The sequence below is a fragment of the Fictibacillus sp. b24 genome (assembly GCF_030348825.1).
Lineage (GTDB): Bacteria > Bacillota > Bacilli > Bacillales > Fictibacillaceae > Fictibacillus.
Genome location: NZ_JAUCES010000005.1, coordinates 1315574 through 1340347 on the forward strand (window position 1 = coordinate 1315574; position 24774 = coordinate 1340347).

Sequence of the window (24774 nt, forward strand, 5' to 3'; positions counted from 1 at the left end):
CCAGGACATCCCTCCTGAGTGCCCTTTTGAAAGAATTTTAGTAGGAAGGGCCAAGCGATACTCCATTTTTTATCGCTTGTTATCAAATGACGGCTCGTCCGTCTTAAGGCGGTCCTTGTATGCAATAAGAACAAGTACCGTGAAAAAAGGGTGGTACCGTGGAAAAAATAAACTTTTTCACCCCTTTGGATAGGATTAACCTGTCCATTTGGGTGGAGAAGTTTTTTTATTGGCTGTTTTCTAAAGGATTGTTGCTTTTTAATCTTTTTTGTTCATTCGCTTCTTCGACAAGTTGATTGGAGTACAAGGTGCGAGACTCCCGCGGAAAGCGAGCATCTGGAACGGAAATCAACTACTTTCAAAAGCTGCAATGAATACGAAAGTAGCCAAATTTATTAAATAAAGGTTCGAAGTAAAAGGAGGAATGAAAATGAAGGCCAGTTGGGTGGCTGAAAAAAATTCAGTTGATACTTCCTTAGTCTCTGGTGCTGAACTATTTATACAAGGATTGCAGAATGAAGACGTAGAGGTCTTGTTTGGATATCCGGGCGGTGCAGTATTACCGATCTACGATGCACTATACAAAGCTGAAATGAAGCACGTACTAACAAGACATGAACAAGGAGCCATTCATGCAGCTCAAGGATACGCGCGAGTAACAGGAAAACCAGGAGTTGTCCTTGCTACTTCAGGGCCAGGTGCTACCAACTTAGTCACAGGTATCGCTGACGCCATGATTGATTCGATTCCTCTTGTTATCTTTACAGGTCAGGTAGCAACGAACGTAATTGGTACTGACGCTTTTCAAGAAGCCGATATTGTCGGGATTACGATGCCGATCACAAAGCACAATTATCAAGTTCAACGAGCGGAAGACTTACCAAGGATCATGAAGGAAGCATTTCACATTGCAAATACAGGAAGGAAAGGTCCTGTATTAATCGACATACCGAAAGATGTTGCGGTAAAAACAGCTGAAGTAAAAGAAGATCCTGGGATACATCTCCCAGGATTCCAGCCGACCTTAAAGCCTAATATCCTTCAAGTTAAGAGGTTAAATGAAGCGCTGCTGCAAGCCGAAAAACCTGTTCTTTTAACAGGAGCTGGGGTTTTGGCAGCAAAAGCAGAAAAAGAGTTAGTAGCATTCGCTGAATATCATCAGATTCCAGTTGCTCAAACACTTTTAGGGTTGGGAGGCTTTGCTGCAGAACATCCACTGTGTTTAGGGATGGCTGGTATGCATGGCACATATGCCGCAAATATGGCACTTTACGATTGTGATCTTTTAATAGGTGTAGGTGCTAGATTTGATGATAGGTTAACAGGAAATCTTGATCATTTTGCCAAAAAAGCATTGATTGCACATATCGATATTGATCCAGCTGAAATCGGAAAGAATGTTCCGACTGAGATTCCGATTGTAGGTTGTGCAAAAGAAACACTGTCAGCACTAAATCAGATTGCAGCTGAACAAGGAGACTATAACGATTGGGTAATACAGCTTTCGCAATTTAAGAGTGAGTACCCGCTAACCTATAAAACAAATGATTCTGAACTGAAACCACAGAAATTAATGCAAATTCTTCACGAAGTTACACAAGGAGGAGCAATCGTTGCTACAGATGTAGGGCAGCACCAAATGTGGGCGGCACAATATTATAGGTTTTCAGACCCTAACAGATGGATCACATCAGGTGGTTTAGGGACCATGGGCTTCGGCTTTCCAGCAGCAATCGGGGCAAAAGTAGGAAGACCTGAACTTCCTGTTATCGCAGTTGTTGGTGACGGCGGCTTTCAGATGACACTTCAAGAACTTGGTGTACTTCAAGATTGGGGGCTGCCTGTAATCGTTGTGATCGTCAATAACAAATCGCTCGGGATGGTTAGACAGTGGCAGGAAATATTTTACGAAAAACGATTCTCTCATTCTCTTCTTGATATTCAGCCCGACTTTGTAAAGCTAGCTTCTGCTTACGGTATTGATGGGAAACTTGCTGTAAATGAAGATGAAGTAAGAGAAGCTCTAACTGCTGCTCTTGCGTCAAAGAAACCTTTTGTTCTCGATTGTGTCGTTTCAGCAGACGAGAATGTGTATCCGATGATTGCACCAGGAAAAGGACTTCATGAAATGATTGGAGTGAGAGGATGAGACGCATCATTTCGGCAACCGTATTAAACGAAAGCGGTGTGTTGAACCGTTTAACCGGGTTGCTGACAAAACGCCAATTTAACATTGAAAACATTACAGTAGGGCATACAGAAGACCCAGCTGTCTCAAAAGTGACTCTTACCGTTTGGGTAGAAGATGACCGAAAAGCTGAACAGCTCGTTAAACAGCTCCATAAGCAAATCAATATTTTAAAAGTACGAGATTTAACCAATATGGCGCTTGTCTCAAGGGAATTAGCACTCATTAAAGTGTTGACTACTCCGGACACAAGGAGTGAGATCAAAATGCTGATTGAACCTTTTAGAGCAACAGTGCTGGACGTTTCCCTTGAAAATGTGACGCTTGAAGTTACGGGAGACAGTGAAAAAATCGATGCACTTATCGAACTGCTCCGTCCATATGGCATCAAAGAAATTTCAAGAACAGGTGTCACTGCTATACCGCGTGGAACACAAAAGAAAGTACTTGAACTTCATCCCTATTCTATTATGTAAAGGAGACTCATTAAAATGGCTAAAGTATATTACGAAAACGATCTTTCTAACGACGTATTAAAGAATAAGAAGGTAGCGGTAGTAGGCTACGGATCACAAGGGCATGCACACGCATTGAACTTAAAAGAAAGCGGATATGATGTGGTTGTCGGTGTACGTGAAGGTCGCTCTTTTGATGAAGCAGTTAAAGATGGTTTTGACGTATATCCAGTTCGTGAAGCAGCAAGGCTTGCTGACGTTGTTATGGTTTTACTTCCGGATGAAAGGCAGCCTGAAGTGTACAAAAATGAGATCCTGCCAGAACTATCAGCTGGCAATGCGCTCGTATTTGCTCACGGATTCAATGTTCATTATCACCAAGTGGTACCTCCTCAAGATGTAGATGTTTTCTTAGTCGCTCCAAAGGGACCAGGTCATTTGGTCCGACGTACTTTTGAAGCAGGAGAAGGTGTACCGGCACTTTTTGCAGTATATCAAGATGCTACAGGAACAGCTCGGGAAACAGCTCTTAGCTATGCAAAAGGAATTGGATCGGCTAGAGCGGGTGTTCTTGAAACGAGCTTTCAAGAAGAAACAGAAACTGACCTTTTTGGAGAACAGGCTGTTCTTTGCGGCGGGTTATCTTCTCTAGTAAAAGCAGGATTCGAAACACTAACAGAAGCTGGTTATCAGCCTGAAGTTGCTTACTTTGAATGTTTACATGAACTGAAACTGATTGTTGACCTGATGTACGAAGGTGGATTAGAAGGTATGAGATACTCCATTTCAGATACCGCGCAGTGGGGTGACTTCCAATCAGGACCGCGCGTTATTGATGAAAGAGTAAAAGAGTCTATGAAAGAAGTATTAAAAGACGTTCAATCCGGTGAGTTTGCTAAAGGCTGGATTTTAGAGAATCAAGCTAACCGACCTGTCTTCCATGTGGTGAACAACCGTGAGAAAAACCACCCTATTGAAAAGGTAGGGAGGGAATTACGAGAAATGATGCCATTCGTGAAGGCCAAACAAAAGAAGGAGGCCGTAGCTAGTGCGAAAAATTAAAATCTTTGACACAACATTGAGGGATGGTGAGCAGACAGCTGGAGTCAACCTGAATACAGCTGAAAAACTTGAAATAGCGAAAAGGCTTGAACGGCTTGGTGTTGATGTAATGGAGGCAGGCTTTCCTGCTGCCTCTAAAGGTGATTTAGAAGCTGTAAAAAAAATTGCCTCTACCGTGAAAAACTCAACGGTTACAGGATTGGCGAGATCAAACACGAGTGATATTGATTACGCATGGGAAGCTCTAAAGAATTCTGCCGAACCAAGGCTGCATGTCTTTCTTGCAACGTCTCCCATCCATATGACGTATAAATTAAAGAAAACACCTGACCAGGTAGTAGAGATTGCTGTTGGAGCGGTAAAATACGCTCGTCAAAAATTCCCGGTAGTCCAATGGTCTGCTGAAGATGCCTGCCGATCGGATCTTGTGTTTTTAGCTCGTATCGTAGAGAAGGTCATTGATGCAGGAGCAACGGTGATTAACATACCGGATACAGTTGGTTTTACGAATCCGGAAGAATACGGTAAGATTTTCCGTTTTCTTTTAAATAATGTACCTAATATAGAAAACGCTATTTTATCAGCACATTGTCACGACGATCTAGGAATGGCAGTAGCTAACTCTTTATCAGCTATTGAAAATGGTGCTAATCAGGTGGAATGTACGATCAACGGAATCGGTGAAAGAGCTGGAAATGCATCACTTGAGGAGATTGCCGTAGCATTAGCCATTCGTGAAGACTTTTATAAAGCAAAAACGAACCTGAAATTAAATGAGATTAGCCGTACGAGCCAGCTTGTGAGCCGGTTGACTGGAATTGCGGTTCCTCCAAATAAAGCAGTAGTTGGAAAGAACGCTTTTGCTCATGAATCAGGTATTCATCAAGATGGTGTACTAAAGGAAAAATCAACGTATGAGATTATCACACCAGAACTTGTTGGAGTTCCGTCTAATCAACTTGTGCTAGGTAAACATTCCGGAAGACATGCTTTTAAGGATTACCTGCACAAACTAGGGTTTCATCCTGATGACAGCAAACTAAAAGTTCTTTTTGAGGATTTTAAACAGTTAGCTGATCGAAAAAAAGAAATGACAGAAGAAGATATCTTTGCCTTGTTGATCGACCATAAAATCCAGCCGGAAGTACCGCTGTATCAGTTAAAAGATATTCAAGTGAACTACGGAACGAATCAAATTCCAACAGCGACATTACGATTGCTGACTCCAGATGGCACATTAATTCAAGACGCAGCAACAGGCTCGGGAAGTGTTGAAGCAATCTACAATACGCTTAGCAAGATGCTGCCATCATCACTCAAACTAACAGATTATAGAATTCAATCTGTCGGTGCTGGCAGAGATGCACTTGCACAAGTTTTTGTTCAGATTGTTAGTGACGGTCATGAAATCAATGGCAGCGGTACAGCTCAAGATGTTTTGGAAGCTTCGGCTAAAGCCTATGTTCATGCATTTAATAAACTGCAGCTCCATTCTGAGAAGAAGAGTTACGAACAGATCAGTATTTAAATTTAGGAGGGATGTTAGATGAAAAAGAAGATAGCAGTTTTGCCTGGTGACGGCATCGGACCAGAAGTGGTCAAGGGTGCTCTGCAAGTGCTGGATGGTGTAGCAACACGGTTCGGTCATCAATTCGAAACGACTGAAAAAGTATTTGGAGGTGCTGCTATTGACCAGGAAGGCACTCCCTTGCCGGATGACACATTAGAATTCTGTAAAGGAAGTGATGCTGTACTGCTTGGAGCAGTCGGCGGTCCGAAATGGGATAAAGGAAACGTCCGGCCAGAACAGGGATTATTAGCATTAAGAAAAGCATTAAATGTTTTTGCCAACGTAAGACCTGTTCAAGTCTTTCCTGGCCTTGAACATCTATCTCCTCTTAAATCAAGCAGGGTTAAAGGAGCCGATTTTGTTTTTGTTAGGGAATTAACGGGCGGAATCTATTTTTCGGAACCGAAGACAAGAAACGGTGACGGAGCAGTTGATACGTTATCTTATACGCGAGAAGAGATTACGAGGATCGTAGAAAAAGCGTATGAACTGGCTGTTGCAAGAAGAAAAAAAGTAACTTCTGTCGATAAGGCAAACGTTCTTGAAACAAGCAAGTTGTGGAGAGAGATCGTTGAAGAAACGGCGGAAAAATACCCAACTGTAGAAACAGAGCACGTGCTGGTAGACTATGCTGCTATGAGAATGATAAGTGATCCTTCAAGTTTCGATGTAATCGTTACGGAAAACATGTTCGGAGATATTTTGTCTGATGAAGCTTCTGTAATTACCGGATCCCTGGGCATGATGCCTTCTGCTTCTCTTAGTGAGAGCGGTCCAGGCCTTTATGAACCCATCCATGGTTCAGCACCTGATATTGCAGGAACGGGAAAAGCAAATCCTATTGGAATGATTCTAAGTGTTGGGATGATGCTTCGCCATTCCTTTGGATTAGAAAAAGAAGCGGCAGCTGTAGAATTGGCTGTGTTTGAAACACTTCAAGCAGGTTATCGCACAAAGGATATTTATGATGGAACGGGCACTCTCGTTTCGACAAAAGAAATGGTTAATCAAATTCATTTTAGAATGCTTGAGGATTCAACAAGCGCAACACTTCTAGAGGTTTATGTGTAAGGAGGAATTTCTTTGAGTAAAACAATAATTGATAAACTTTGGGATAGCCATGTTGTTGTAAAAGAAGAAAATAAACCAGACCTTCTTTACATTGATCTCCATTTAATTCATGAAGTGACATCACCTCAAGCTTTTGCTGGATTAAGAGAAAAAAACAGAACAGTTAGAAGACCGGATTTATGTTTTGCCACGATGGATCATAACATCCCGACAGTAGACCGTTTCAATATAAAAGATGAGACATCCCGCTTGCAGGTAGAAACACTTGAAAAAAACTGTGAAGAATTTGGTATCCAGCTCGAAGGACTGAATTCTGAACAGCAAGGAATCGTTCACGTTATTGGACCTGAACTGGGATTGACTCTGCCAGGTAAAACGATCGTGTGTGGAGACAGCCACACTTCCACACACGGTGCGTTTGGAGCACTCGCATTTGGAATCGGCACGAGTGAAGTGGAGCATGTTCTTGCTACTCAAACACTATGGCAGAACAAACCGAAACAGATGAAGGTCAATATTGAAGGGGATTTAGGTTTTGGCGTCACAGCTAAAGATGTGATTTTATGGTTCATTGCGAAATTTGGAACAAATGTTGGCACAGGATATATCATTGAGTTTTCTGGCAGTACAGTCAGAGAATTCTCGATGGAAGAAAGAATGACGCTTTGTAATATGTCGATCGAGGCAGGTGCCAAAGCATCGGTTATCTCTCCTGATGAGACCACTTTTGAATATATCGAGGGCAAGCGCTATTCCCCGAAAGATCAAGATTTTAAACAAAGTTGTGAGAGCTGGAGTAAGCTAGCAAGTGATCCAGAAGCAAAGTTTGATCACGTTATTGAAATCAATGCTTCAGAGATTGAACCAATGGTCACATGGGGTACAACGCCTTCAATGTGTCTGCCGGTCAGTGGAGTGATTCCTGCAGATGATCCGTCATTCTCAAGTGAAGAAAAACAATCTTTGCAAAATGCTCTCACTTATATGGGCTTTAAAGGCAATGAAAAAATAGAAGAGATACCTGTTCAGCATGTGTTTATTGGGTCATGTACGAACTCTAGGCTCAGTGATTTAATCGAAGCTTCAAAAGTTGTAGAGGGTTTGAAAGTTCATCCTGATGTACGTGCAATCGTAGTACCTGGTTCACAATCAGTTAAAAAAGAAGCTGAGAAACTCGGCTTGCATCAGATTTTTTTGGATGCAGGATTTCAATGGAGAGAATCAGGCTGTTCAATGTGTCTTGGGATGAATGATGATATCGTTCCAGAAGGAGAAAGATGTGCATCTACTTCGAACCGGAATTTTGCCGGAAGACAAGGAAAAGGGGCGAGAACACACCTAGTTAGTCCAATTATGGCCGCTGCTGCTGCCTTGAAAGGAAAATTTACAGATGTTCGTTCTGTACTGCCTGTTAAGGAACTGGAGGTGAATCGTTATGCCGGGGTTTAAGACACATTCGGGTAGTGCCGCAGTTCTTGACCGTAATCATGTAGATACCGATCAAATCATCCCAAAGCAATTTTTGAAAAAAATTGATAAAGCAGGGTACGGTGAGTTTTTGTTTTATGACTGGAGATATCTCTCTGACGGGAGCGAAAACTCAGCATTCGAATTAAATCAAGAAGAAACAAAAGGAGCTTCCATTTTAGTTACAGGTAAAAACTTTGGATGCGGTTCATCGAGAGAGCATGCACCATGGGCACTTAAGGACTATGGTTTTCAAGTAATTATCGCAGAAAGTTTCGCTGATATATTTTTTAACAACTGTGTAAAAAATGGAATATTGCCTATCAGGTTATCCGAAAATGAGATCCAACAGCTTCGTAAGAATTCTTCAAAACAAGTTATTGAGAACCTGAAAGTGAATCTGGAAGAACAGCACGTTGCGAATCCAAATGGAGAGGTTTTCTGGTTTGAGTTTGACCCGTATTGGAAAAAGATGCTCCTGAACGGATGGGATGAAATTTCTGTCACTCTTCAACAGGAAGCAAACATTAAAAAATATGAAGATGAGAGGATTGTGAACTGACAATGGGAATTTAACAATCACAGGGGAACGTTTATTTCACGCGATGGAGGAAGTGTCAAAAATTGCGCACCGTACACCACTCAAACAATCTACAACGTTAAACAAGTGGACGGGCGGAAATGTGTATATGAAGCTTGAAAACATGCAGAAAACAGGCTCTTTCAAACTAAGGGGAGCTTATTATAAAGTTTCTACATTAAATGAGTTAGAGTGCGCAAGAGGTGTTATTGCTGCTTCAGCAGGCAACCATGCACAAGGATTGGCGCTTTCCTGTTCATTGCGTGGTATCAGATCAAAAATCTTTATGCCGGAAAATGCACCGCTTTCCAAAATCGAAGCAGTAAAATCATATGGCGCAGATATTGTCTTAGAAGGTGATAATTATCAAGCTGCATATGAAGCAGCTAAGAGAGAAGAGATGGTGAACGGCGGTGTTTTTGTTCATCCATTTGACGATTATGACGTGATTGCAGGTCAAAGTACGGTTGCGCTTGAGATGCTTCAGCAAAACCCTGAATTAAAAACGATTGTCGTACCAGTAGGAGGGGGCGGTTTACTAGCAGGCATCGCTTTGGCAGTTAAATCTGTCAGACCAGACGTGAAAGTAGTCGGCGTGCAATCTGTTAACGCCAGTGCTGTTTATCAAGCCTTCACGTGTACTTCTAAAAAAACATTATCACGCTGTACTTCGATTGCGGATGGGATCGCGGTTGTTAAACCCGGAGAGATTACCGTTCCTGTGATTTCAAAATATGTAGATGAAATGGTCACTGTTACAGAAGAACAAATCGCATACGCTATGATGTTTATGCTCGAACGAGAAAAAGTGGTCGTGGAGGGTGCAGGCGCTGCAAGTCTAGCGGCAGTCCTGTTTCATAGTCACCTTGCACTTGATCAGAAAGTTGGGCTCATCATAAGCGGAGGGAATGTGGATCCTGTAAAATGGTCGCTGTACAAAGGGATGGCCGACAAGCTGAATATGAAGAGAATAAGTTAGGTGTATAAAACCCTTAGAGAAGGAACTTTCTTCTCTGAGGGGTTTTTTACGGTATCTTCATAAAAGAGAAAGATTTTTATATGATGATGTACAATTTTTATATGATATAAGTCATTTTTTATGTGATGGCAGACGTTTTTTATGTGATATCGACCACTTTTTATGTGATAAAGGAAATCTGTCACATTACAATAGGTTGTCTTGAGTTCCCCTCGTGAACCTGCTATTCTTTAGTCAAACATTAACGGAAGCGGAGAGTTGTGATGACAAACGATAAGAGCAACAAAAACAAAATCATTCGGTTTCCTAATTTAAATGGACGACTTTTAGAAAAAGGCATGGATTCATTAAAAAACAAAAAATACGATGAAGCACTTTCTTGTTTTGAACAATTGCTTCATTCTGATCCTATGCATTCACAAGGCAACCTTGGGCTCGTATTAAGTTTGGTTGAGTTGGGCAGATTACACGAGGCAAAAATGAGATGTGACCGAATGCTTAAAGAAGGAATCGGTGAATATTACGATGTTCTTCAGATTTATTTAAGCATTTTAGTGCAGCTATCTGAATACATAACCGTGGTTTCTGTTATTGAAGCGGTCTTAGAAGAGCAGAAGATTCCAGCTGACAAAGCAGAAACGTTTTACCAGCTCCTTCAATTCAGCAGAAAAGTAATCGAACAAGAAGGAGTTCCAGAAGTTAAAAAAGATCCTGAAGCAACGGTAAATCCTAATCCAGATTTTCAAGCATTAAAAGAGATGCTGTCCAGTGAGAGAGCAGACTCGCAATGGATTGCTGTTCAGCAGTTAAAACGGCTTGGACCTGAAATGACCGTTCCGATTTTTGAATCTTTTTTAGTGGATGAGAAAAAACATCCGGCTGTAAAAAGTCTGATCCTTCAATATTTAAAAGAAAATCAAATAAATAAAACGGTTAAAGTTGAAAAATACGGTCAAACCGATGAAATCGACATAGCAAAACTGCAAGAATTAAACGAACATCCTTTTTATAAGGAAGTAAAAACATTAATTCAAGATGAGCTTGAACAAGAAAACCCATCATTACTAGACATTGCACTTGCTGTATGGAAGGATTACACGCTGGCTCTTTATCCTTTTTCTCCAAAGCCTGAAAACAAACTTCTATGGTATGAAGCCTCCGTTTTAGCGGCATCCATTCTATGTGGAATAGAAGAAGAAATAGAAAACGAAGAAGAAGAATTGCAAAATGCAGTAAAGCTTCTCGTTGAATTGGAAAGATTTTATATGCAGACTTAACGAGAAAGTGATGTAACTTGTTGAAATACAGAACGGCTATGCTATAATGGAATGGTTGTAATCTATATGATAGTTATGGAAATACCGATGTTGGAGGGAACATTTAATGACTGCTAAATGGGAAAAGTTAGAAGGCAATCAAGGTGTCTTAACGGTTGAAGTTGAGGCTACTGAAGTAGATACAGCGCTTGATCAAGCGTTCAAAAAAGTTGTAAAGCAAGTTAACGTACCAGGATTCCGTAAAGGGAAAATGCCGCGCCGACTTTTTGAGCAACGTTTTGGAGTAGAATCTTTATATCAAGACGCTTTAGATATCCTATTGCCAAAAGCATATGGAGACGCTGTACAAGAAACAGGTATCGAGCCTGTTGATCGTCCAGAAGTTGACATCGAAAAAATGGAGCAAGGAAGCAACCTAGTATTCACGGCAAAAGTAACTGTTAAGCCTGAAGTTAAACTAGGTGATTACAAGGGTCTTGAAGTAGAAAAGACTGAAACTGAAGTAACTGATGAAGATGTTCAAGACGAACTTATTCGTTTACTAGAACAACAAGCTGAGCTAGTTGTTAAAGAAGAAGGTACTGTTGAGAACGGTGACACTGTAAATATCGATTTTGAAGGATTCGTAGATGGAGAAGCGTTCGAAGGTGGAAAAGCTGAGAACTATTCACTTGAAATCGGATCTGGTTCTTTCATCCCAGGCTTTGAAGAGCAACTAGTTGGTGAAAAAGCTGGTGCGGAAAAAGACGTTAACGTTAATTTCCCTGAAGAATATCATGCTGAAGAGCTAGCGGGTAAGCCTGCTGTATTCAAAGTGAAAATTCATGACATCAAATCTAAACAACTTCCAGAACTAAACGATGAGTTCGCTAAAGAAGCTGAAGGCGATGCTGAAACATTAGAAGATCTTAAAAAAGAACTTCGCACTAAGCTTGAAGAAAGCAAAAAGCAAGAAGCTGAAAACAAAACACGTGAAACTGTGATTGAAAAAGCTTCTGAAAACGCTGAGTTGGATATCCCGGAAGCAATGGTTAATACTGAGCTTGATCGTATGGTACAAGAATTCGGTCAGCGCTTGCAAATGCAAGGTATGAACCTTGACCTTTACTACCAGTTCTCTGGTACTAGCGAAGAAGCTCTTCGTGAACAAATGAAAGAAGATGCTGGAAAGCGCGTTCGTACAAACCTTGTACTAGAAGCAATCGTTGAAGCTGAAAACATCGAAGTTTCTGAAGAAGAAATCGATGCAGAACTTAGCAAGATGGCTGAAATGTACAAAATGGAAGTAGAACAAATCAAGCAAATGCTAGCAATGCAAGGTGGAAATGACGCAGTTGCTGCTGACTTGAAAGTGCGTAAAGCGATTGATTTTCTTGTTGAAAACAGCAAGACTGCTTAATTAAAATAATTTAATCAGTTTAAAATGAAACAAGGCGCGATTCCTTATTTATCGTGCCTTGTTTTGCAATACATAACAAAATATGGGTAATTACTACCCCTATTTGAAAAATAGGTTTTAAAACTCGTAGGATTGTTCATACTTATATAGAGCCATACCATACATATTTATTAAGCGTTATTATTTCCGTTTTAATATGGAAGTGTGATACAATCCATTATAATCAACGGAATGCTTAAGCAGTCGAAATAAATAAAACAGACTTTCCTTCAGAAAATATCTGAAATCGGGTCAAGCGTTTCATCCATATTCTTGTTTTAGGGGTGATATCATTGTTTAAATTTAATGATGAAAAAGGGCAATTGAAGTGTTCTTTCTGTGGCAAAACACAAGATCAAGTAAGAAAACTGGTTGCTGGACCAGGTGTATATATTTGTGATGAGTGTATCGAACTCTGTACAGAAATCGTAGAGGAAGAACTAGGTACAGAAGAGGATGTAGAACTAAAAGAAGTACCAAAACCAGTTGAAATTCGAAAGATACTTGATGAGTATGTAATCGGACAGGATCAGGCAAAGAAATCTCTTTCTGTAGCCGTTTACAATCATTATAAGCGTATTAATTCTACTCAAAAATCGGATGAAGTTGAACTTGCAAAAAGTAATATTGCAATGATCGGACCAACGGGTAGCGGGAAAACCCTTCTTGCTCAAACATTGGCTCGTATCTTAAATGTACCTTTTGCAATTGCCGATGCTACATCTTTAACAGAAGCTGGATATGTTGGAGAGGACGTAGAAAACATCCTTCTTAAATTGATTCAGTCTGCTGATTATGATGTAGAAAAAGCAGAAAAAGGGATCATCTATATTGATGAGATCGATAAGATTGCACGTAAATCTGAAAATCCTTCTATTACAAGAGATGTTTCAGGTGAAGGTGTTCAACAAGCACTTCTTAAAATTCTTGAAGGTACGGTAGCGAGTGTTCCGCCACAAGGAGGAAGAAAGCACCCTCATCAAGAGTTTATCCAGATTGACACTACGAATATTCTATTCATTTGCGGTGGTGCATTTGATGGAATTGAACAAATTATCAAGCGCCGTCTCGGGAAAAAAGTAATCGGTTTTAGTTCTGACTCTAAGCAAGCGGACTTAAAAGCTGGAGAATACTTATCAAAAGTTCTTCCAGAAGACTTGCTTCGTTTTGGTCTAATTCCAGAATTTATCGGTCGTTTACCGGTCATTTCAAACTTGAATCCTTTAGATGAGGACGCATTGATTGAAATCTTAACAAAGCCTAAGAATGCACTTGTAAAACAATATCAAAAACTATTGGATATTGATGGTGTAGAATTAGAATTTACAGATGAAGCTCTTCGAGAGATTTCTGCACAAGCGATCGAACGTAAAACGGGTGCCCGTGGACTTCGTTCGATTATTGAAGGGGTTATGCTTGACGTTATGTTCGAGCTGCCATCTAGAGAAGACGTTGTCAAATGTATCGTAACGAAAGAAACGATCTCTGACAAAGTACCTCCAACGTTAGAGCTTGAAGATGGTACTGTAATCGAACAATCAAAAGAAACTCCAAAAGAGAGTGCTTAATTTTAAGGCCAGCTTATGCTGGTCTTTTTTGTTTGTTTTCAAGAATATCGCTGCCGCCGAAACCGAAACCTTGCTAACGTGAAATTATTTGGAATAACGTGAAATTATTTAAATTAACGTGAATATAATCTAAGTTAACGTGAATAAAAGTCATTTAATGTGAATATATTTTGGGCTGTTACTCCCAAACGCACATAAGGTATGTATGTTTTTGTGAAAAGTACATTTATCGCATGCCCCAGCAAAAACCTACTCTTTAATGTCTTAAAAAGTTACCTCTCAGAACAAAACGCGATCAGTTTTGTACCAAACTGATTGTTTCGATGATTTCATATTAAAAAAAGAACTTCCTAGTTGCAGTTCCCCGCAGTTCTCTACTATAAAGAACATTTCTCATCATTCCTTTCTTTTTAACAGGATTACCGTTTAGTTAATCACCTCCTCGGAGATACTATGATTATCACTACATAGGTACCGGGAGGAAAAACAATGAACTGGACTGGCATAGCATTACTCATTCAATTATTTTTTGGAATCATAATCGGTCTGTATTTTTGGAACCTGCTGAGAAACCAGCGTTCTCAAAAAGTGAGCGTAGATAAAGAATCAAGAAAAGAGATGGAACAGCTCAGAAGAATGCGTTCGATCTCGTTATCAGAACCATTGTCTGAACGAGTACGTCCTGGTAAATTTGAAGATATTATAGGACAAGAAGATGGGATAAAAGCTTTGAAAGCGGCGTTATGTGGACCTAATCCCCAACATGTTATTGTCTATGGACCACCAGGAGTAGGTAAAACAGCTGCTGCTCGTTTAGTTTTAGAAGAAGCAAAACGAAATAACACATCACCTTTTCGTTCGACAGCTGTTTTTGTTGAATTAGATGCAACTACAGCCCGTTTTGATGAACGGGGAATAGCAGATCCTCTAATTGGTTCTGTTCATGATCCTATTTACCAAGGTGCTGGTGCGATGGGACAGGCAGGAATTCCGCAGCCTAAACAAGGGGCGGTTACGAATGCGCATGGTGGAGTTTTATTTATAGATGAGATTGGTGAACTTCACCCTATTCAGATGAACAAACTCTTAAAAGTATTAGAAGATCGGAAGGTTTTTTTAGAAAGTGCTTATTATTCTGAGGAGAACGCAAACATTCCTCAGCATATTCATGATATTTTCCAAAACGGTCTGCCTGCCGATTTTCGTATGATCGGGGCAACAACACGTATGCCAGAAGAACTTCCACCTGCGATTCGTTCAAGATGTTTAGAAGTATTTTTTAGAGAATTACAGCCGGCTGAAATCGAGCAGATTGCAAAAAGAGCTGCAGATAAAATCCAACTAGGAATTGATGAAGAGTCATTAAAATACATGGCTCAGTATGCAAGAAATGGCCGAGAAGCTGTCAACATGATCCAGATAGCAGCGGGATTAGCGATTACAGAACAACGTAAAAGTATTACAAAAAGTGATGTAGAGTGGGTTACACATTCAAGCAGGATGGCACCAAGGCCAGAGCGGAAAATTGGAGAAAAGCCTAAGATTGGTTTAGTAAATGGTCTTGCTGTGTATGGCCCTACAAGCGGAGCGTTATTAGAGATTGAGACTACCGTTCTTCCTGCTAAGAAACAGGGTACTATTACAATAACAGGAATTGCCGAGGAAGAGAGTATCGGAAATCAATCAAAGTCCATTAGAAGAAAAAGTATGGCTAAAGGTTCAGTAGAAAACGTCATTACCGTTCTTCGATATATGGGAGTAGACGCAAGCATGTATGATATACACGTTAACTTTCCAGGCGGTGGCCCGGTAGATGGTCCTTCAGCGGGAATCGCGATTGCATCTTCCATCTATTCAGCGATTCATAATATAAAAATTGATCACGAGCTCGCGATGACAGGGGAAATTAGTATCCACGGAAAAGTAAAGCCGGTCGGAGGGGTAATGGCCAAAATATTGGCTGCTAAAGACGCAGGTGCTAAGCGTGTACTCATTCCGTTTGAAAATAATCAAAAGATATTTGACAGCATTGAAGATGTGGAAATTATCCCGGTGAAAAAACTCTCGGAAGTCTTTCAGCATGCCTTTTTAGATGAGAGTGAAGAGCAATCCGTACCTGCATCAGCAGCATTAAACTCCCCTCCTTCTTCTGTTTAAGGAGAAGAAGGGGGTTTCTTTTTATTCTGCTTCTAGAGGCAGGTCACACAAGCTTTATAGAAAACATAGCTTACATTAGACAAAGTTAAGCATTATCGGTAGAATTGTACAAAGACTATGCATATAATTAATGATTACATAGCAGTTTTCGGAGGTGTTTTTAATGGGGGAAAAACGAGTTCTTCCGCTCCTCCCTCTACGCGGATTGTTGGTCTATCCAACGATGGTGCTTCATCTTGATGTAGGAAGAGAAAAGTCCATTCAAGCGCTTGAAAAAGTTATGCTTGATGACCAGATGATTTTTCTATCTACACAAAAAGAGGTATCTATTGAAGATCCAGCTGAAGAGGAAATTTATAATGTAGGAACGTTATCAAAAGTCAATCAGATGCTCAAACTGCCAAACGGCACGATACGAGTACTAGTAGAAGGTATTAAACGCGGGAAAATCACTGCTTTTATGGATGAAAAAACCCATACGGAAGTAGAAGTAGAGCTAACAGATGATGTTGATGTGAAAGAAGCTGAAACGGAAGCGTTGATGCGAGCAGTTCTGGCACAATTCGAACAATACATAAATCTATCAAAGAAAGTGACTCCTGAGACTCTTGCCTCTGTTCAAGATATTACAGAGCCTGGGCGATTGGCGGACGTTATATCTTCACACCTTTCCCTCAAGATTAAAGAAAAACAAAAAATTCTTGAGATCTTCGATGTGAAAGAAAGGCTTGAACACTTGCTTTCTTTGTTAAACAATGAAAAAGAAGTACTCGGTCTTGAGAAGAAGATTGGTCAGCGTGTTAAAAAAGCGATGGAAAAAACGCAGAAGGAATACTATTTGCGTGAACAGATGAAAGCCATCCAAAAAGAGCTTGGTGACAAAGAAGGTAAAGTTGGTGAGGTCAGTACGCTGAAAGAGCGTATTGAAGCGTCTGATATGCCAGAACATGTCATGGAGCTAGCTAAGAAAGAACTGGATCGATACGAAAAAATGCCAAACTCTTCTGCAGAAAGTTCGGTTATAAGAACGTATATCGAGTGGCTCGTTAATCTTCCGTGGAAACAAGAAACGATAGATAATCTTGATATTCCGCATGCAGAAACGGTGTTAAACGAAGATCATTACGGACTAGAAAAAGTGAAAGACAGAGTTTTAGAATATCTAGCTGTTCAAAAACTGACGAACTCACTGAAAGGACCTATCCTTTGTTTAGTCGGACCTCCTGGAGTGGGTAAAACCTCACTAGCTAGGTCAATCGCACGTGCCGTCGGCAGAAATTTTGTGAGAATTTCCCTTGGTGGTGTTCGGGATGAAGCTGAGATCAGAGGTCACCGAAGAACGTATGTTGGAGCAATGCCAGGAAGGTTAATTCAAGGTATGAAAAAAGCAGGAACGATAAATCCTGTGTTTTTGCTTGATGAAATCGATAAGATGTCAAGTGACTTTAGAGGAGATCCGTCCTCTGCTATGCTGGAAGTTTTGGATCCTGAACAGAATAGTACGTTCAGTGATCATTACATTGAAGAGCCGTATGATCTATCAAAAGTTATGTTTGTGACGACGGCAAACTCTCTTTCAACGATTCCAGGTCCGCTTTTAGATCGAATGGAAGTTATTTCGATCGCTGGTTATACAGAAGTAGAAAAGCTTCACATTTCTAAAAACCACTTGATTCCAAAACAGCTTAAAGAACATGGTTTAAAAAAGAGCCAGATTCAGTTTAAGGATGAAAGTATTTTAAAGTTAGTCCGTAACTATACACGGGAAGCTGGTGTGCGAAATCTTGAACGCCAAATTGCAGGATTATGCAGAAAAGCAGCCAAACAGATTGTTTCAGAAGAGAAGAAAAAGGTTGTGCTTTCAGCTAAAAACCTTGAAGATTATCTAGGTAAGCCTCGTTTCCGATATGGACAGGCGGAACTAGAAGACCAAATTGGTGCAGCAACTGGATTAGCTTATACGACGGCAGGCGGGGATACACTTTCAATAGAAGTAGCGCTTTCACCAGGTAAAGGTAAGCTAATCCTTACCGGTAAACTAGGCGATGTGATGAAAGAATCAGCACAGGCGGCATTAAGCTATGTTCGAACAAAAGTAGAAGATCTCGGAATTGATGCGGATTTCTACGAAAAAACGGATATCCATATTCATGTACCTGAAGGCGCAACACCAAAAGATGGACCTTCAGCAGGTATTACTATTGCCACAGCGCTTGTATCTGCGTTAACGAAAAAGCCTGTAAGAAAAGATGTAGGTATGACAGGTGAAATAACATTAAGAGGCCGTGTGCTGCCAATAGGCGGTTTAAAAGAAAAATCGCTGAGTGCACATCGAGCGGGAATCAAGACCATTATTCTTCCAAAAGAAAACGAAAAAGACATAGAAGATATTCCTGATACGGTAAAAGAAGGGTTATCATTTATAACAGTTTCTCATTTGGATGAAGTATTAAAAGTTGCATTAGCAGGTGATGGAAAGTGAAAGTAAATACAGCAGAAATCGTAATTTCGGCAGTTGGACCAAAACAATATCCGGAAGGCAATCTTCCGGAAATTGCTCTGGCAGGGCGATCGAATGTAGGAAAATCATCTTTTATCAATAAGATGATTCATCGTAAAAATCTAGCAAGAACCTCTTCTAGACCAGGAAAAACACAAACTTTAAACTTTTATATCTTAAATGAAAGTTTTTATTTCGTGGATGTACCTGGATATGGATTCGCGAAAGTGTCAAAAACAGAAAGAGAAGCGTGGGGCAAGATGATCGAGCAATATCTGGTTGAACGTGATCAGTTAAAAGCGGTCGTTCAGCTCGTTGACCTCAGACATCCACCATCAAAAGATGATGTGTTAATGTATGATTGGCTCAAATATCACGAACTGCCTGTTATTGTTGTGGCAACGAAAAGTGATAAGATTCCAAAAGGAAAATGGGATAAACATAAGAAAGTAGTGAAAGAAACTTTAAACTTGGACCCGACGGATAAGATCATACTCTTCTCATCCGAAACGGGACACGGTAAAGATGAAGCATGGGGAGTCCTTAATTCTTATTTAACGAAGTAAGAACCATTTTTAAAGCTTCAACTGTTTTCTAAGAAGTAGTTGATTTCCGTTTCAGGCGCTCGCTTTCCGTGGGGCAGGCGGTGAGCCACATTCGTACGTTTCACGTATAAGTGTCTCACCTGCCAGCCTGTCCCACAGGAGTCTCGCGCCTTGCACTCCAATCAACTTGTCATTGAAGAGAAGTAAAAATATAGACAAAAGACACCTATTGAAAGCCAAATAATAAAGAAAACCCCCTGTGTTTAGTACTTAAAACACAGGGGGTTTCTCTATTTCTTCTTTTTAAAAAACATAAGGTAAGCACCTAGGATCATTAAGATAATAGGCCAAAAATCTTCTGCTTTTACAAATATATTTTCTACAGAAGGGGTATTACTCTTAAAGAACAGTAACCATAGAGCTAGCAGAGATAATAATAACCCAGGGATTAGTCCTTCTTTTGTTTTTCTGTACTGAATCAGAAATGATACTCCTGCAAGCAGTATAATCATTTGAAGCGGCTCAGGCCATGCAGCTACTTTTGCTGCAGCATGAAAATGCAAACCCAGTCCTGTTAAGAAAACACCTGAAAACAAGTTTGACGAGTCTTTGCCAGAACCTGCTTGCATAATTAGGGCTGTCCCAATAATTACGATTAGAGTAGGCCATGTCATATAAGGCTGAAGAAGTTCAATTTCCATTCTCATAGTGAAATAGAATAATCCGATTCCGAGTAAAATGATACCACTAAAAGTGTTTCTTTGTTTCATAATGCCTCCATCTTAAACGTAAACCTTTGCTAAATTGGTCGAAATTTGTTATTTTTATTATTGGTGCTAAGTTTTAGTAAATATGGTTATCCTAAAACTGCTGAACACACATTAAAATGTGATAAACCCATCATAGCATAAACGTTTATATTCTGTTCACAATATTGGATATTCCGTATTTTAGGACATGTTATAATAATGACATACATAATTAAGGGAGGTGAGCGCATGCATATTCTAGTGGTTGGACTTAATTATAAAACGGCACCCGTAGAAATTCGGGAAAAAGTTTCATTTCAGCCTGCTGAATTATCTGATGCGATCTCTACACTCCGAAAACAAAAAAGTATACTTGAATGTGTAATCGTTTCAACGTGCAACCGTACTGAAATCTATGCGGTTGCCGATCAGCTTCATACCGGAAGATACTACATCAAATCTTTTTTGGCGGACTGGTTTTCAATAGATAAAGAAGAACTTTCACCATTTTTAAACATTAGAGACGGAGAAGCTGCTGTTGAGCATCTTTTTAGAGTTACAGCTGGCTTGGACTCTATGGTTATTGGTGAAACACAGATACTGGGTCAAGTGAAAGATGGTTTCTTAGAATCACAGAAGCTTGATGCAACAGGCACTATTTTTAATAAACTTATGAAGCAAGCGATCACGTTTGCAAAAAAATGTCACTCTGAAACTGATATCGGTGAAAATGCTGTTTCTGTCAGCTATGCAGCCGTTGAACTCGCGAAGAAAATTTTTGGCGGTTTGCAAAACAAAACGATTTTAATTGTTGGAGCCGGCAAAATGGGTGAACTTACTGCGAAACATTTGCATGCAAGCGGTGGAAATGAAGTTTTAGTGATCAATCGTACTTTTGAAAAAGCACAAGAGGTAGCGGAGAAGTTTCACGGTACTGCTCATCCGTTTGAGAATCTTGAAAGCTTACTCGTAAAAGCAGACATTGTTATCTCTTCAACTGGAGCAAGTAAGTTTGTTATCACGAAAGATACAGCGGCACCTGCTGTAAAGAAACGTAAGGGTCTTCCATTGTTTATGGTGGATATCGCTGTTCCGCGAGACTTAGATCCCGCTTTGCATGATTTGGAAAGCGTTTTTCTCTATGATATTGATGATTTAGAGGGCATCGTAGAATCTAATCTAGCGGAGCGAATGAAAGAGGCCGAAAAGATCGAGATTATGATTGAAGCTGAAATTGTTGCTTTTCAGTCCTGGATTTCACTGCTTGGCGTTGTACCATTAATCTCTGCTCTTCGTGAAAAGGCGTTAAACATTCAAGCAGAAACGATGCAGAGCATTGAACGCAAGCTTCCAGATCTTACAGATCGCGAAAGAAAGATATTAAGCAAGCATACAAAGAGTATCGTGAATCAATTGCTTCGTGAACCTGTTACTAGAGCTAAAGAAATGGCTGGAGAACCAGGAGCAGAAGAGCAATTACAATTATTCACTGAAATTTTCGGGTTAGAAGAATATTTGGATAAACAGAAGCAGTTGGAAACTGGGCTTGCTGCAAACAGAAAAGAGAAGGCTTCTCTTACAGATGAAGTGATTCATTCTTCTGCAGTAAGAACTTAATTTTTCGTTTCCCTCGGGCTCATGGAGTGTGAGCAAAATGAATTGGATATATGATCTGACTATTGTTCTATATGCACTTAGCATCATAGGCTATTTTATAGATTTTCTTCAAAACAACCGGAAAGCGAACCAATTTGCTTTCTGGTTGCTTTCTATTGTCTGGATACTTCAAACGGTCTTTTTTGTGTTAAGGATGCTGAAAGATCAGCGGTTCCCTATATTAACACCTTCTGAAGGCCTGTTTTTTTATGCCTGGATCCTTGTGACCTTTTCAGTGGTCATGAGCAGATTTTTCCGGGTCGATTTTCTAGTGTTCTTTACAAACGTACTAGGGTTCCTGCTCGTGTCTATTCATTTGTTCGCACCTACAGGACAAGCTAGTGCCGTACTGGAGAAGCAGCTTATATCAGAGCTGTTAATCATTCATGTCACAATGGCTTTTATTTCATACGGAGCATTCTCCCTTTCGTTTATCATTTCGTTCATGTACTTGCTGCAGCATGGGATGTTAAAACGAAAAAAATGGAGCAAAAGACTTCAGCGGTTTGGCAGTCTTTCATACTTAGAAAAATTATCTTTTCGATTGAATACGATTGGGGTGCCGCTCCTTCTGCTCAGTTTAATATTGGGTGTCGTATGGGCATTCTGGAAAATAAATGACTTTACACTTCTTGATGCAAAAGTCATCTCATCGTTTATTGTTCTTTTGGTTTATAGTACTTACTTATATCAAAAGGTAGGAAGAGGCGTTCAAGGTAAAACGTTAGCTCTATGGAATGCTGCCGCTTTTTTGGTAGTACTGATCAACTACTTTCTAGCGACTACGTTTACAGAATTCCATCTATGGTATAAGTAAAGAGATAGGAGATTCATATAATGAGAAAAATTATAGTAGGTTCAAGAAGAAGTAAATTAGCTCTTACACAAACAAACTGGGTGATTGAGCAATTAAAAAAAGCTGGTATGCCCTTTGAATTTGAAGTAAAAGAAATCGTGACGAAGGGTGATGTTATTTTAAATGTCACATTATCAAAAGTAGGCGGAAAAGGCCTTTTTGTGAAAGAAATCGAACAAGCGATGTTAGATAAAGAGATTGACATAGCGGTTCACAGCATGAAAGATATGCCGTCTGAATTGCCAGAGGGACTTGAAATAGGCTGCACACCTAAGCGTGTTGATCCGAGGGATGCTCTTATTTCAGAAAAGTATTCTTCATTAAGAGACTTGCCTGAAGGTGCCGTTGTAGGAACAAGCTCTTTAAGAAGAGCGGCGCAGTTGCTGAACAGACGCCCTGACCTTTCAATAAAATCGATTCGCGGCAACATTGACACACGGATTGAGAAGCTGAAATCAGGAGAATTTGATGCGATTATTCTAGCTGCGGCCGGCTTAGAAAGAATGGGTTGGTCTAAAGATGTCGTTACTGAATTCTTGGACATTGATCTTTGTCTGCCTGCTGTAGGTCAAGGTTCATTAGCGATTGAATGCAGAAGTAATGATTCAGAAGTAAAAGAACTTCTTGCTACCCTCAATGACGCTTATACGTATCAGACGGTTGAGGCAGAACGCTCTTTCCTTAACACGTTAGAAGGCGGCTGCCAGGTGCCGATCGCTGCGTTTGCAACGATGGCAGATGATCATGAAATAACGTTAACAGGACTCGTTGCAGACCCAGAAGGCAAAAAAGTACTTAAAGAAATGAGAACAGGAAAAGACTCACACCGTGTAGGGGTCGAGCTTGCTGAAGAGTTAAAGACTTTAGGAGCAAAGACCATACTTGATGCTGTGAAAAAGGATCTAAATGCTTAATGAATACGTCAGGTGGACCATTAGCAGGTAAAAAGATACTTGTTACAAGGCCGAAGAACCAGGCAGATTCATTGGTTAAGCTTATTGAAGAGAATGGGGGAACTCCTCTTTCTTTTCCTATAATATCTATAAAAGCTGTGAAGAACGAGCAGGCAGCGGCACGCCTAAATCAGTTAAACACTTTTCAATGGATCGTTTTCACGAGCAAGAATGCTGTAGATTACTTTTTTCGGTTGATTAATGAGTTAGGGATTTCTTTAGGAGACTATAAGTTTGCTGCTGTAGGCGAAAAAACAGCCGAGACGTTAAGGCGTCATGGTATAACATCTATACTTGTTCCAGAACGTTATGATGCGGCAGACTTAGCTGAAACGTTAAAAAAACATGTTTTAAAAGATGAAAGAATTTTGTTTCCTAAAGGTAACCTAGCTCCTTCTTTTCTTAAAGAAGAACTCAAAAGTACAGCTGTTGTGGAAGAGATGGTCGTTTATAAAACAGAGCCCGAAGACGGTTTGGACTGGTCGTTAATTGATATAACGGATTGTTTCTTTTTTATGAGTCCATCCGCTGTTTCATTTATGATAAAAGGTTTATCTGACAGTCAAAATAACATGATCTACAAAACGCCTGTAATTTGTGTAGGCCCTACAACAAAAACAGCGGCTGAAAAGTACGGATTTAAGCATGTTTTTATGCCTAGTAATTTTACAGCAGAAGATATGGTGAACTGTGCCATCTCTTATTTTCAAGGAGGAAGATAATATGAATTTTCAGCGTCATCGCCGTTTAAGAAAATCTGCATCCATGCGTTCATTAGTACGTGAAACGCATCTTCAAGTATCCGACTTTATTTACCCACTATTCTTTGTTGAAGGTGAGAATGTAAAAAAAGAAGTACCTTCAATGCCAGGTGTATACCACTTATCACTAGATTTACTTGAGAAAGAAGTTAAGGAAATCGAAAGTTTAGGCATACAGTCAATAATTGTGTTTGGAGTGCCAAACGAAAAAGATGACTGCGGAAGCTCAGCTTATGACCATAATGGAATTGTACAAAGAGCGATTTCTCAAATTAAAGAGATTGCACCTTCTTTAACTGTAATTGCCGATACTTGTTTATGTCAGTTTACAGACCATGGCCATTGCGGTGTGATTGAAAACGGTGAAGTGCTAAACGATGAAACGCTATCACTGCTTGCCAAAACAGCTGTTTCTCAAGCAAAAGCTGGAGCGGATGTTATTGCCCCTTCAAACATGATGGATGGTTTTGTTGCGGCAATCAGACAAGGATTGGATGAAGCAGGATACTACGACGTGCCCATCATGTCTTATGCTGTTAAATATGCATCATCTTTTTACGGTCCGTTTCGTGACGCTGCACATAGCACGCCTCAGTTCGGTGATAGAAAAACATATCAGATGGACCCGGCAAATCGCTTAGAAGCTCTGCGTGAAGCTGAATCGGATATTGCTGAAGGTGCTGACTTTTTAATGGTAAAACCAGCCCTTTCTTACCTGGATATATTAAGAGAACTAAAAGACAGATATCCTCTTCCATTGGTTGCATACAACGTAAGCGGAGAATATTCCATGATAAAAGCAGCTGCAATTAATGGATGGGTAGATGAAAAGAGCATCGTGCTTGAGAAATTAATTTCAATGAAAAGAGCAGGAGCAGATTTAATCATTACCTACTTTGCTAAAGATGCTGCAAGATGGCTGAATGAAAAATAAGAGAAAGG

21 protein-coding genes and 1 other annotated feature (1 of these 22 running past the window's edge) are annotated in these 24774 nt (G+C 40.1%); of the genes, 19 read left to right on the top strand and 2 right to left on the bottom strand.

The features are described 5' to 3' along the window. Positions 1-188 (top strand) — a binding site (T-box leader) (it extends 81 nt beyond the left edge of the window). Positions 189-430: 242 nt separating this feature from the next. The 14 genes from ilvB (at position 431) to yihA (ending at position 18878) form a co-directional block, all read left to right on the top strand. Beyond that, positions 431-2149, top strand: a complete 1719-nt coding sequence (gene ilvB, locus QUF49_RS06665) for a biosynthetic-type acetolactate synthase large subunit (RefSeq protein WP_289494933.1) — start codon at positions 431-433, stop codon at positions 2147-2149. Next, on the top strand, positions 2146-2664 hold the full coding sequence (gene ilvN / locus QUF49_RS06670) for an acetolactate synthase small subunit (protein ID WP_066243502.1): 519 nt from the start codon (positions 2146-2148) through the stop codon (positions 2662-2664). Before ilvB ends, ilvN begins: the two co-directional genes overlap by 4 nt. A 15-nt stretch (positions 2665-2679) precedes the next feature. Then, complete coding sequence (gene ilvC, locus QUF49_RS06675) at positions 2680-3705, top strand: ketol-acid reductoisomerase (protein ID WP_289494934.1); 1026 nt, start codon at positions 2680-2682, stop codon at positions 3703-3705. Continuing rightward, complete coding sequence (locus tag QUF49_RS06680) at positions 3692-5233, top strand: 2-isopropylmalate synthase (protein ID WP_289494935.1); 1542 nt, start codon at positions 3692-3694, stop codon at positions 5231-5233. Before ilvC ends, QUF49_RS06680 begins: the two co-directional genes overlap by 14 nt. An 18-nt stretch (positions 5234-5251) precedes the next feature. Continuing rightward, on the top strand, positions 5252-6346 hold the full coding sequence (gene leuB, locus QUF49_RS06685) for a 3-isopropylmalate dehydrogenase (RefSeq protein WP_289494936.1): 1095 nt from the start codon (positions 5252-5254) through the stop codon (positions 6344-6346). A gap of 12 nt (positions 6347-6358) precedes the next feature. Next, positions 6359-7795, top strand: a complete 1437-nt coding sequence (leuC, locus tag QUF49_RS06690) for a 3-isopropylmalate dehydratase large subunit (RefSeq protein ID WP_289494937.1) — start codon at positions 6359-6361, stop codon at positions 7793-7795. Continuing rightward, entirely contained in the window at positions 7782-8375 is a 594-nt protein-coding gene (gene leuD, locus QUF49_RS06695; protein WP_289494938.1) for a 3-isopropylmalate dehydratase small subunit, read from the top strand. Before leuC ends, leuD begins: the two co-directional genes overlap by 14 nt. A gap of 43 nt (positions 8376-8418) precedes the next feature. Further along, positions 8419-9372 (top strand): threonine ammonia-lyase, encoded by a 954-nt coding sequence (gene ilvA / locus QUF49_RS06700; protein WP_289494939.1) that lies wholly within the window; start codon positions 8419-8421, stop codon positions 9370-9372. A 263-nt stretch (positions 9373-9635) separates the two neighbouring features. After that, positions 9636-10649: a hypothetical protein gene (locus tag QUF49_RS06705; RefSeq protein ID WP_289494940.1), complete on the top strand. Its 1014-nt coding sequence runs from the start codon at positions 9636-9638 to the stop codon at positions 10647-10649. 106 nt (positions 10650-10755) lie between these two features. After that, on the top strand, positions 10756-12048 hold the full coding sequence (tig, locus tag QUF49_RS06710; RefSeq protein ID WP_289494941.1) for a trigger factor: 1293 nt from the start codon (positions 10756-10758) through the stop codon (positions 12046-12048). 332 nt (positions 12049-12380) lie between these two features. Further along, entirely contained in the window at positions 12381-13655 is a 1275-nt protein-coding gene (gene clpX, locus QUF49_RS06715) for an ATP-dependent protease ATP-binding subunit ClpX (RefSeq protein ID WP_289494942.1), read from the top strand. A gap of 489 nt (positions 13656-14144) precedes the next feature. Then, positions 14145-15812, top strand: coding sequence for an ATP-dependent protease LonB (gene lonB, locus QUF49_RS06720; RefSeq protein WP_289494943.1), 1668 nt, complete (start codon positions 14145-14147; stop codon positions 15810-15812). A 163-nt stretch (positions 15813-15975) separates the two neighbouring features. After that, a complete protein-coding gene (lon, locus tag QUF49_RS06725; RefSeq protein WP_289494944.1) occupies positions 15976-18294 on the top strand; it encodes an endopeptidase La in 2319 nt (772 codons plus the stop codon). Continuing rightward, on the top strand, positions 18291-18878 hold the full coding sequence (gene yihA, locus QUF49_RS06730) for a ribosome biogenesis GTP-binding protein YihA/YsxC (RefSeq protein WP_289494945.1): 588 nt from the start codon (positions 18291-18293) through the stop codon (positions 18876-18878). Before lon ends, yihA begins: the two co-directional genes overlap by 4 nt. Positions 18879-18895: 17 nt before the next feature. Here yihA and QUF49_RS06735 read toward each other — a convergent pair whose 3' ends face one another. Next, a complete protein-coding gene (locus QUF49_RS06735) occupies positions 18896-19039 on the bottom strand; it encodes a hypothetical protein (protein WP_289494946.1) in 144 nt (47 codons plus the stop codon). A gap of 108 nt (positions 19040-19147) precedes the next feature. Then, a complete protein-coding gene (locus QUF49_RS06740; protein ID WP_289494947.1) occupies positions 19148-19627 on the bottom strand; it encodes a hypothetical protein in 480 nt (159 codons plus the stop codon). Positions 19628-19855: 228 nt separating this feature from the next. On the opposite strand from QUF49_RS06740, the gene hemA reads away from it, so the two are divergent. From hemA to hemB, 5 genes are read left to right on the top strand one after another with little or no spacing between them, the layout of a single operon-like run. Further along, the gene (gene hemA / locus QUF49_RS06745) at positions 19856-21223 is read left to right on the top strand and encodes a glutamyl-tRNA reductase (protein ID WP_289494948.1); all 1368 of its coding nucleotides are present in this window, start codon (positions 19856-19858) and stop codon (positions 21221-21223) included. Positions 21224-21260: 37 nt separating this feature from the next. After that, complete coding sequence (locus QUF49_RS06750; RefSeq protein ID WP_289494949.1) at positions 21261-22079, top strand: cytochrome C assembly family protein; 819 nt, start codon at positions 21261-21263, stop codon at positions 22077-22079. 20 nt (positions 22080-22099) lie between these two features. Then, entirely contained in the window at positions 22100-23032 is a 933-nt protein-coding gene (gene hemC, locus QUF49_RS06755) for a hydroxymethylbilane synthase (RefSeq protein WP_289494950.1), read from the top strand. Then, on the top strand, positions 23032-23793 hold the full coding sequence (locus QUF49_RS06760) for a uroporphyrinogen-III synthase (RefSeq protein ID WP_289494951.1): 762 nt from the start codon (positions 23032-23034) through the stop codon (positions 23791-23793). Before hemC ends, QUF49_RS06760 begins: the two co-directional genes overlap by 1 nt. Position 23794: 1 nt before the next feature. Continuing rightward, a complete protein-coding gene (gene hemB / locus QUF49_RS06765; protein ID WP_289494953.1) occupies positions 23795-24766 on the top strand; it encodes a porphobilinogen synthase in 972 nt (323 codons plus the stop codon). The last annotated feature ends 8 nt before the right edge of the window (positions 24767-24774 follow it).

Bases quoted from the DNA above. Each gene is read 5' to 3' on its own strand.
- ilvB (WP_289494933.1), top strand. From the start codon at position 431: ATGAAGGCCAGTTGGGTGGCTGAAAAAAATTCAGTTGATACTTCCTTA.
- ilvN (WP_066243502.1), top strand. From the start codon at position 2,146: ATGAGACGCATCATTTCGGCAACCGTATTAAACGAAAGCGGTGTGTTG.
- ilvC (WP_289494934.1), top strand. From the start codon at position 2,680: ATGGCTAAAGTATATTACGAAAACGATCTTTCTAACGACGTATTAAAG.
- leuB (WP_289494936.1), top strand. From the start codon at position 5,252: ATGAAAAAGAAGATAGCAGTTTTGCCTGGTGACGGCATCGGACCAGAA.
- leuD (WP_289494938.1), top strand. From the start codon at position 7,782: ATGCCGGGGTTTAAGACACATTCGGGTAGTGCCGCAGTTCTTGACCGT.
- ilvA (WP_289494939.1), top strand. From the start codon at position 8,419: ATGGAGGAAGTGTCAAAAATTGCGCACCGTACACCACTCAAACAATCT.
- QUF49_RS06705 (WP_289494940.1), top strand. From the start codon at position 9,636: ATGACAAACGATAAGAGCAACAAAAACAAAATCATTCGGTTTCCTAAT.
- tig (WP_289494941.1), top strand. From the start codon at position 10,756: ATGACTGCTAAATGGGAAAAGTTAGAAGGCAATCAAGGTGTCTTAACG.
- lonB (WP_289494943.1), top strand. From the start codon at position 14,145: ATGAACTGGACTGGCATAGCATTACTCATTCAATTATTTTTTGGAATC.
- lon (WP_289494944.1), top strand. From the start codon at position 15,976: ATGGGGGAAAAACGAGTTCTTCCGCTCCTCCCTCTACGCGGATTGTTG.
- QUF49_RS06740 (WP_289494947.1), bottom strand. From the start codon at position 19,627: ATGAAACAAAGAAACACTTTTAGTGGTATCATTTTACTCGGAATCGGA.
- hemA (WP_289494948.1), top strand. From the start codon at position 19,856: ATGCATATTCTAGTGGTTGGACTTAATTATAAAACGGCACCCGTAGAA.
- QUF49_RS06750 (WP_289494949.1), top strand. From the start codon at position 21,261: ATGAATTGGATATATGATCTGACTATTGTTCTATATGCACTTAGCATC.
- hemC (WP_289494950.1), top strand. From the start codon at position 22,100: ATGAGAAAAATTATAGTAGGTTCAAGAAGAAGTAAATTAGCTCTTACA.
- QUF49_RS06760 (WP_289494951.1), top strand. From the start codon at position 23,032: ATGAATACGTCAGGTGGACCATTAGCAGGTAAAAAGATACTTGTTACA.
- hemB (WP_289494953.1), top strand. From the start codon at position 23,795: ATGAATTTTCAGCGTCATCGCCGTTTAAGAAAATCTGCATCCATGCGT.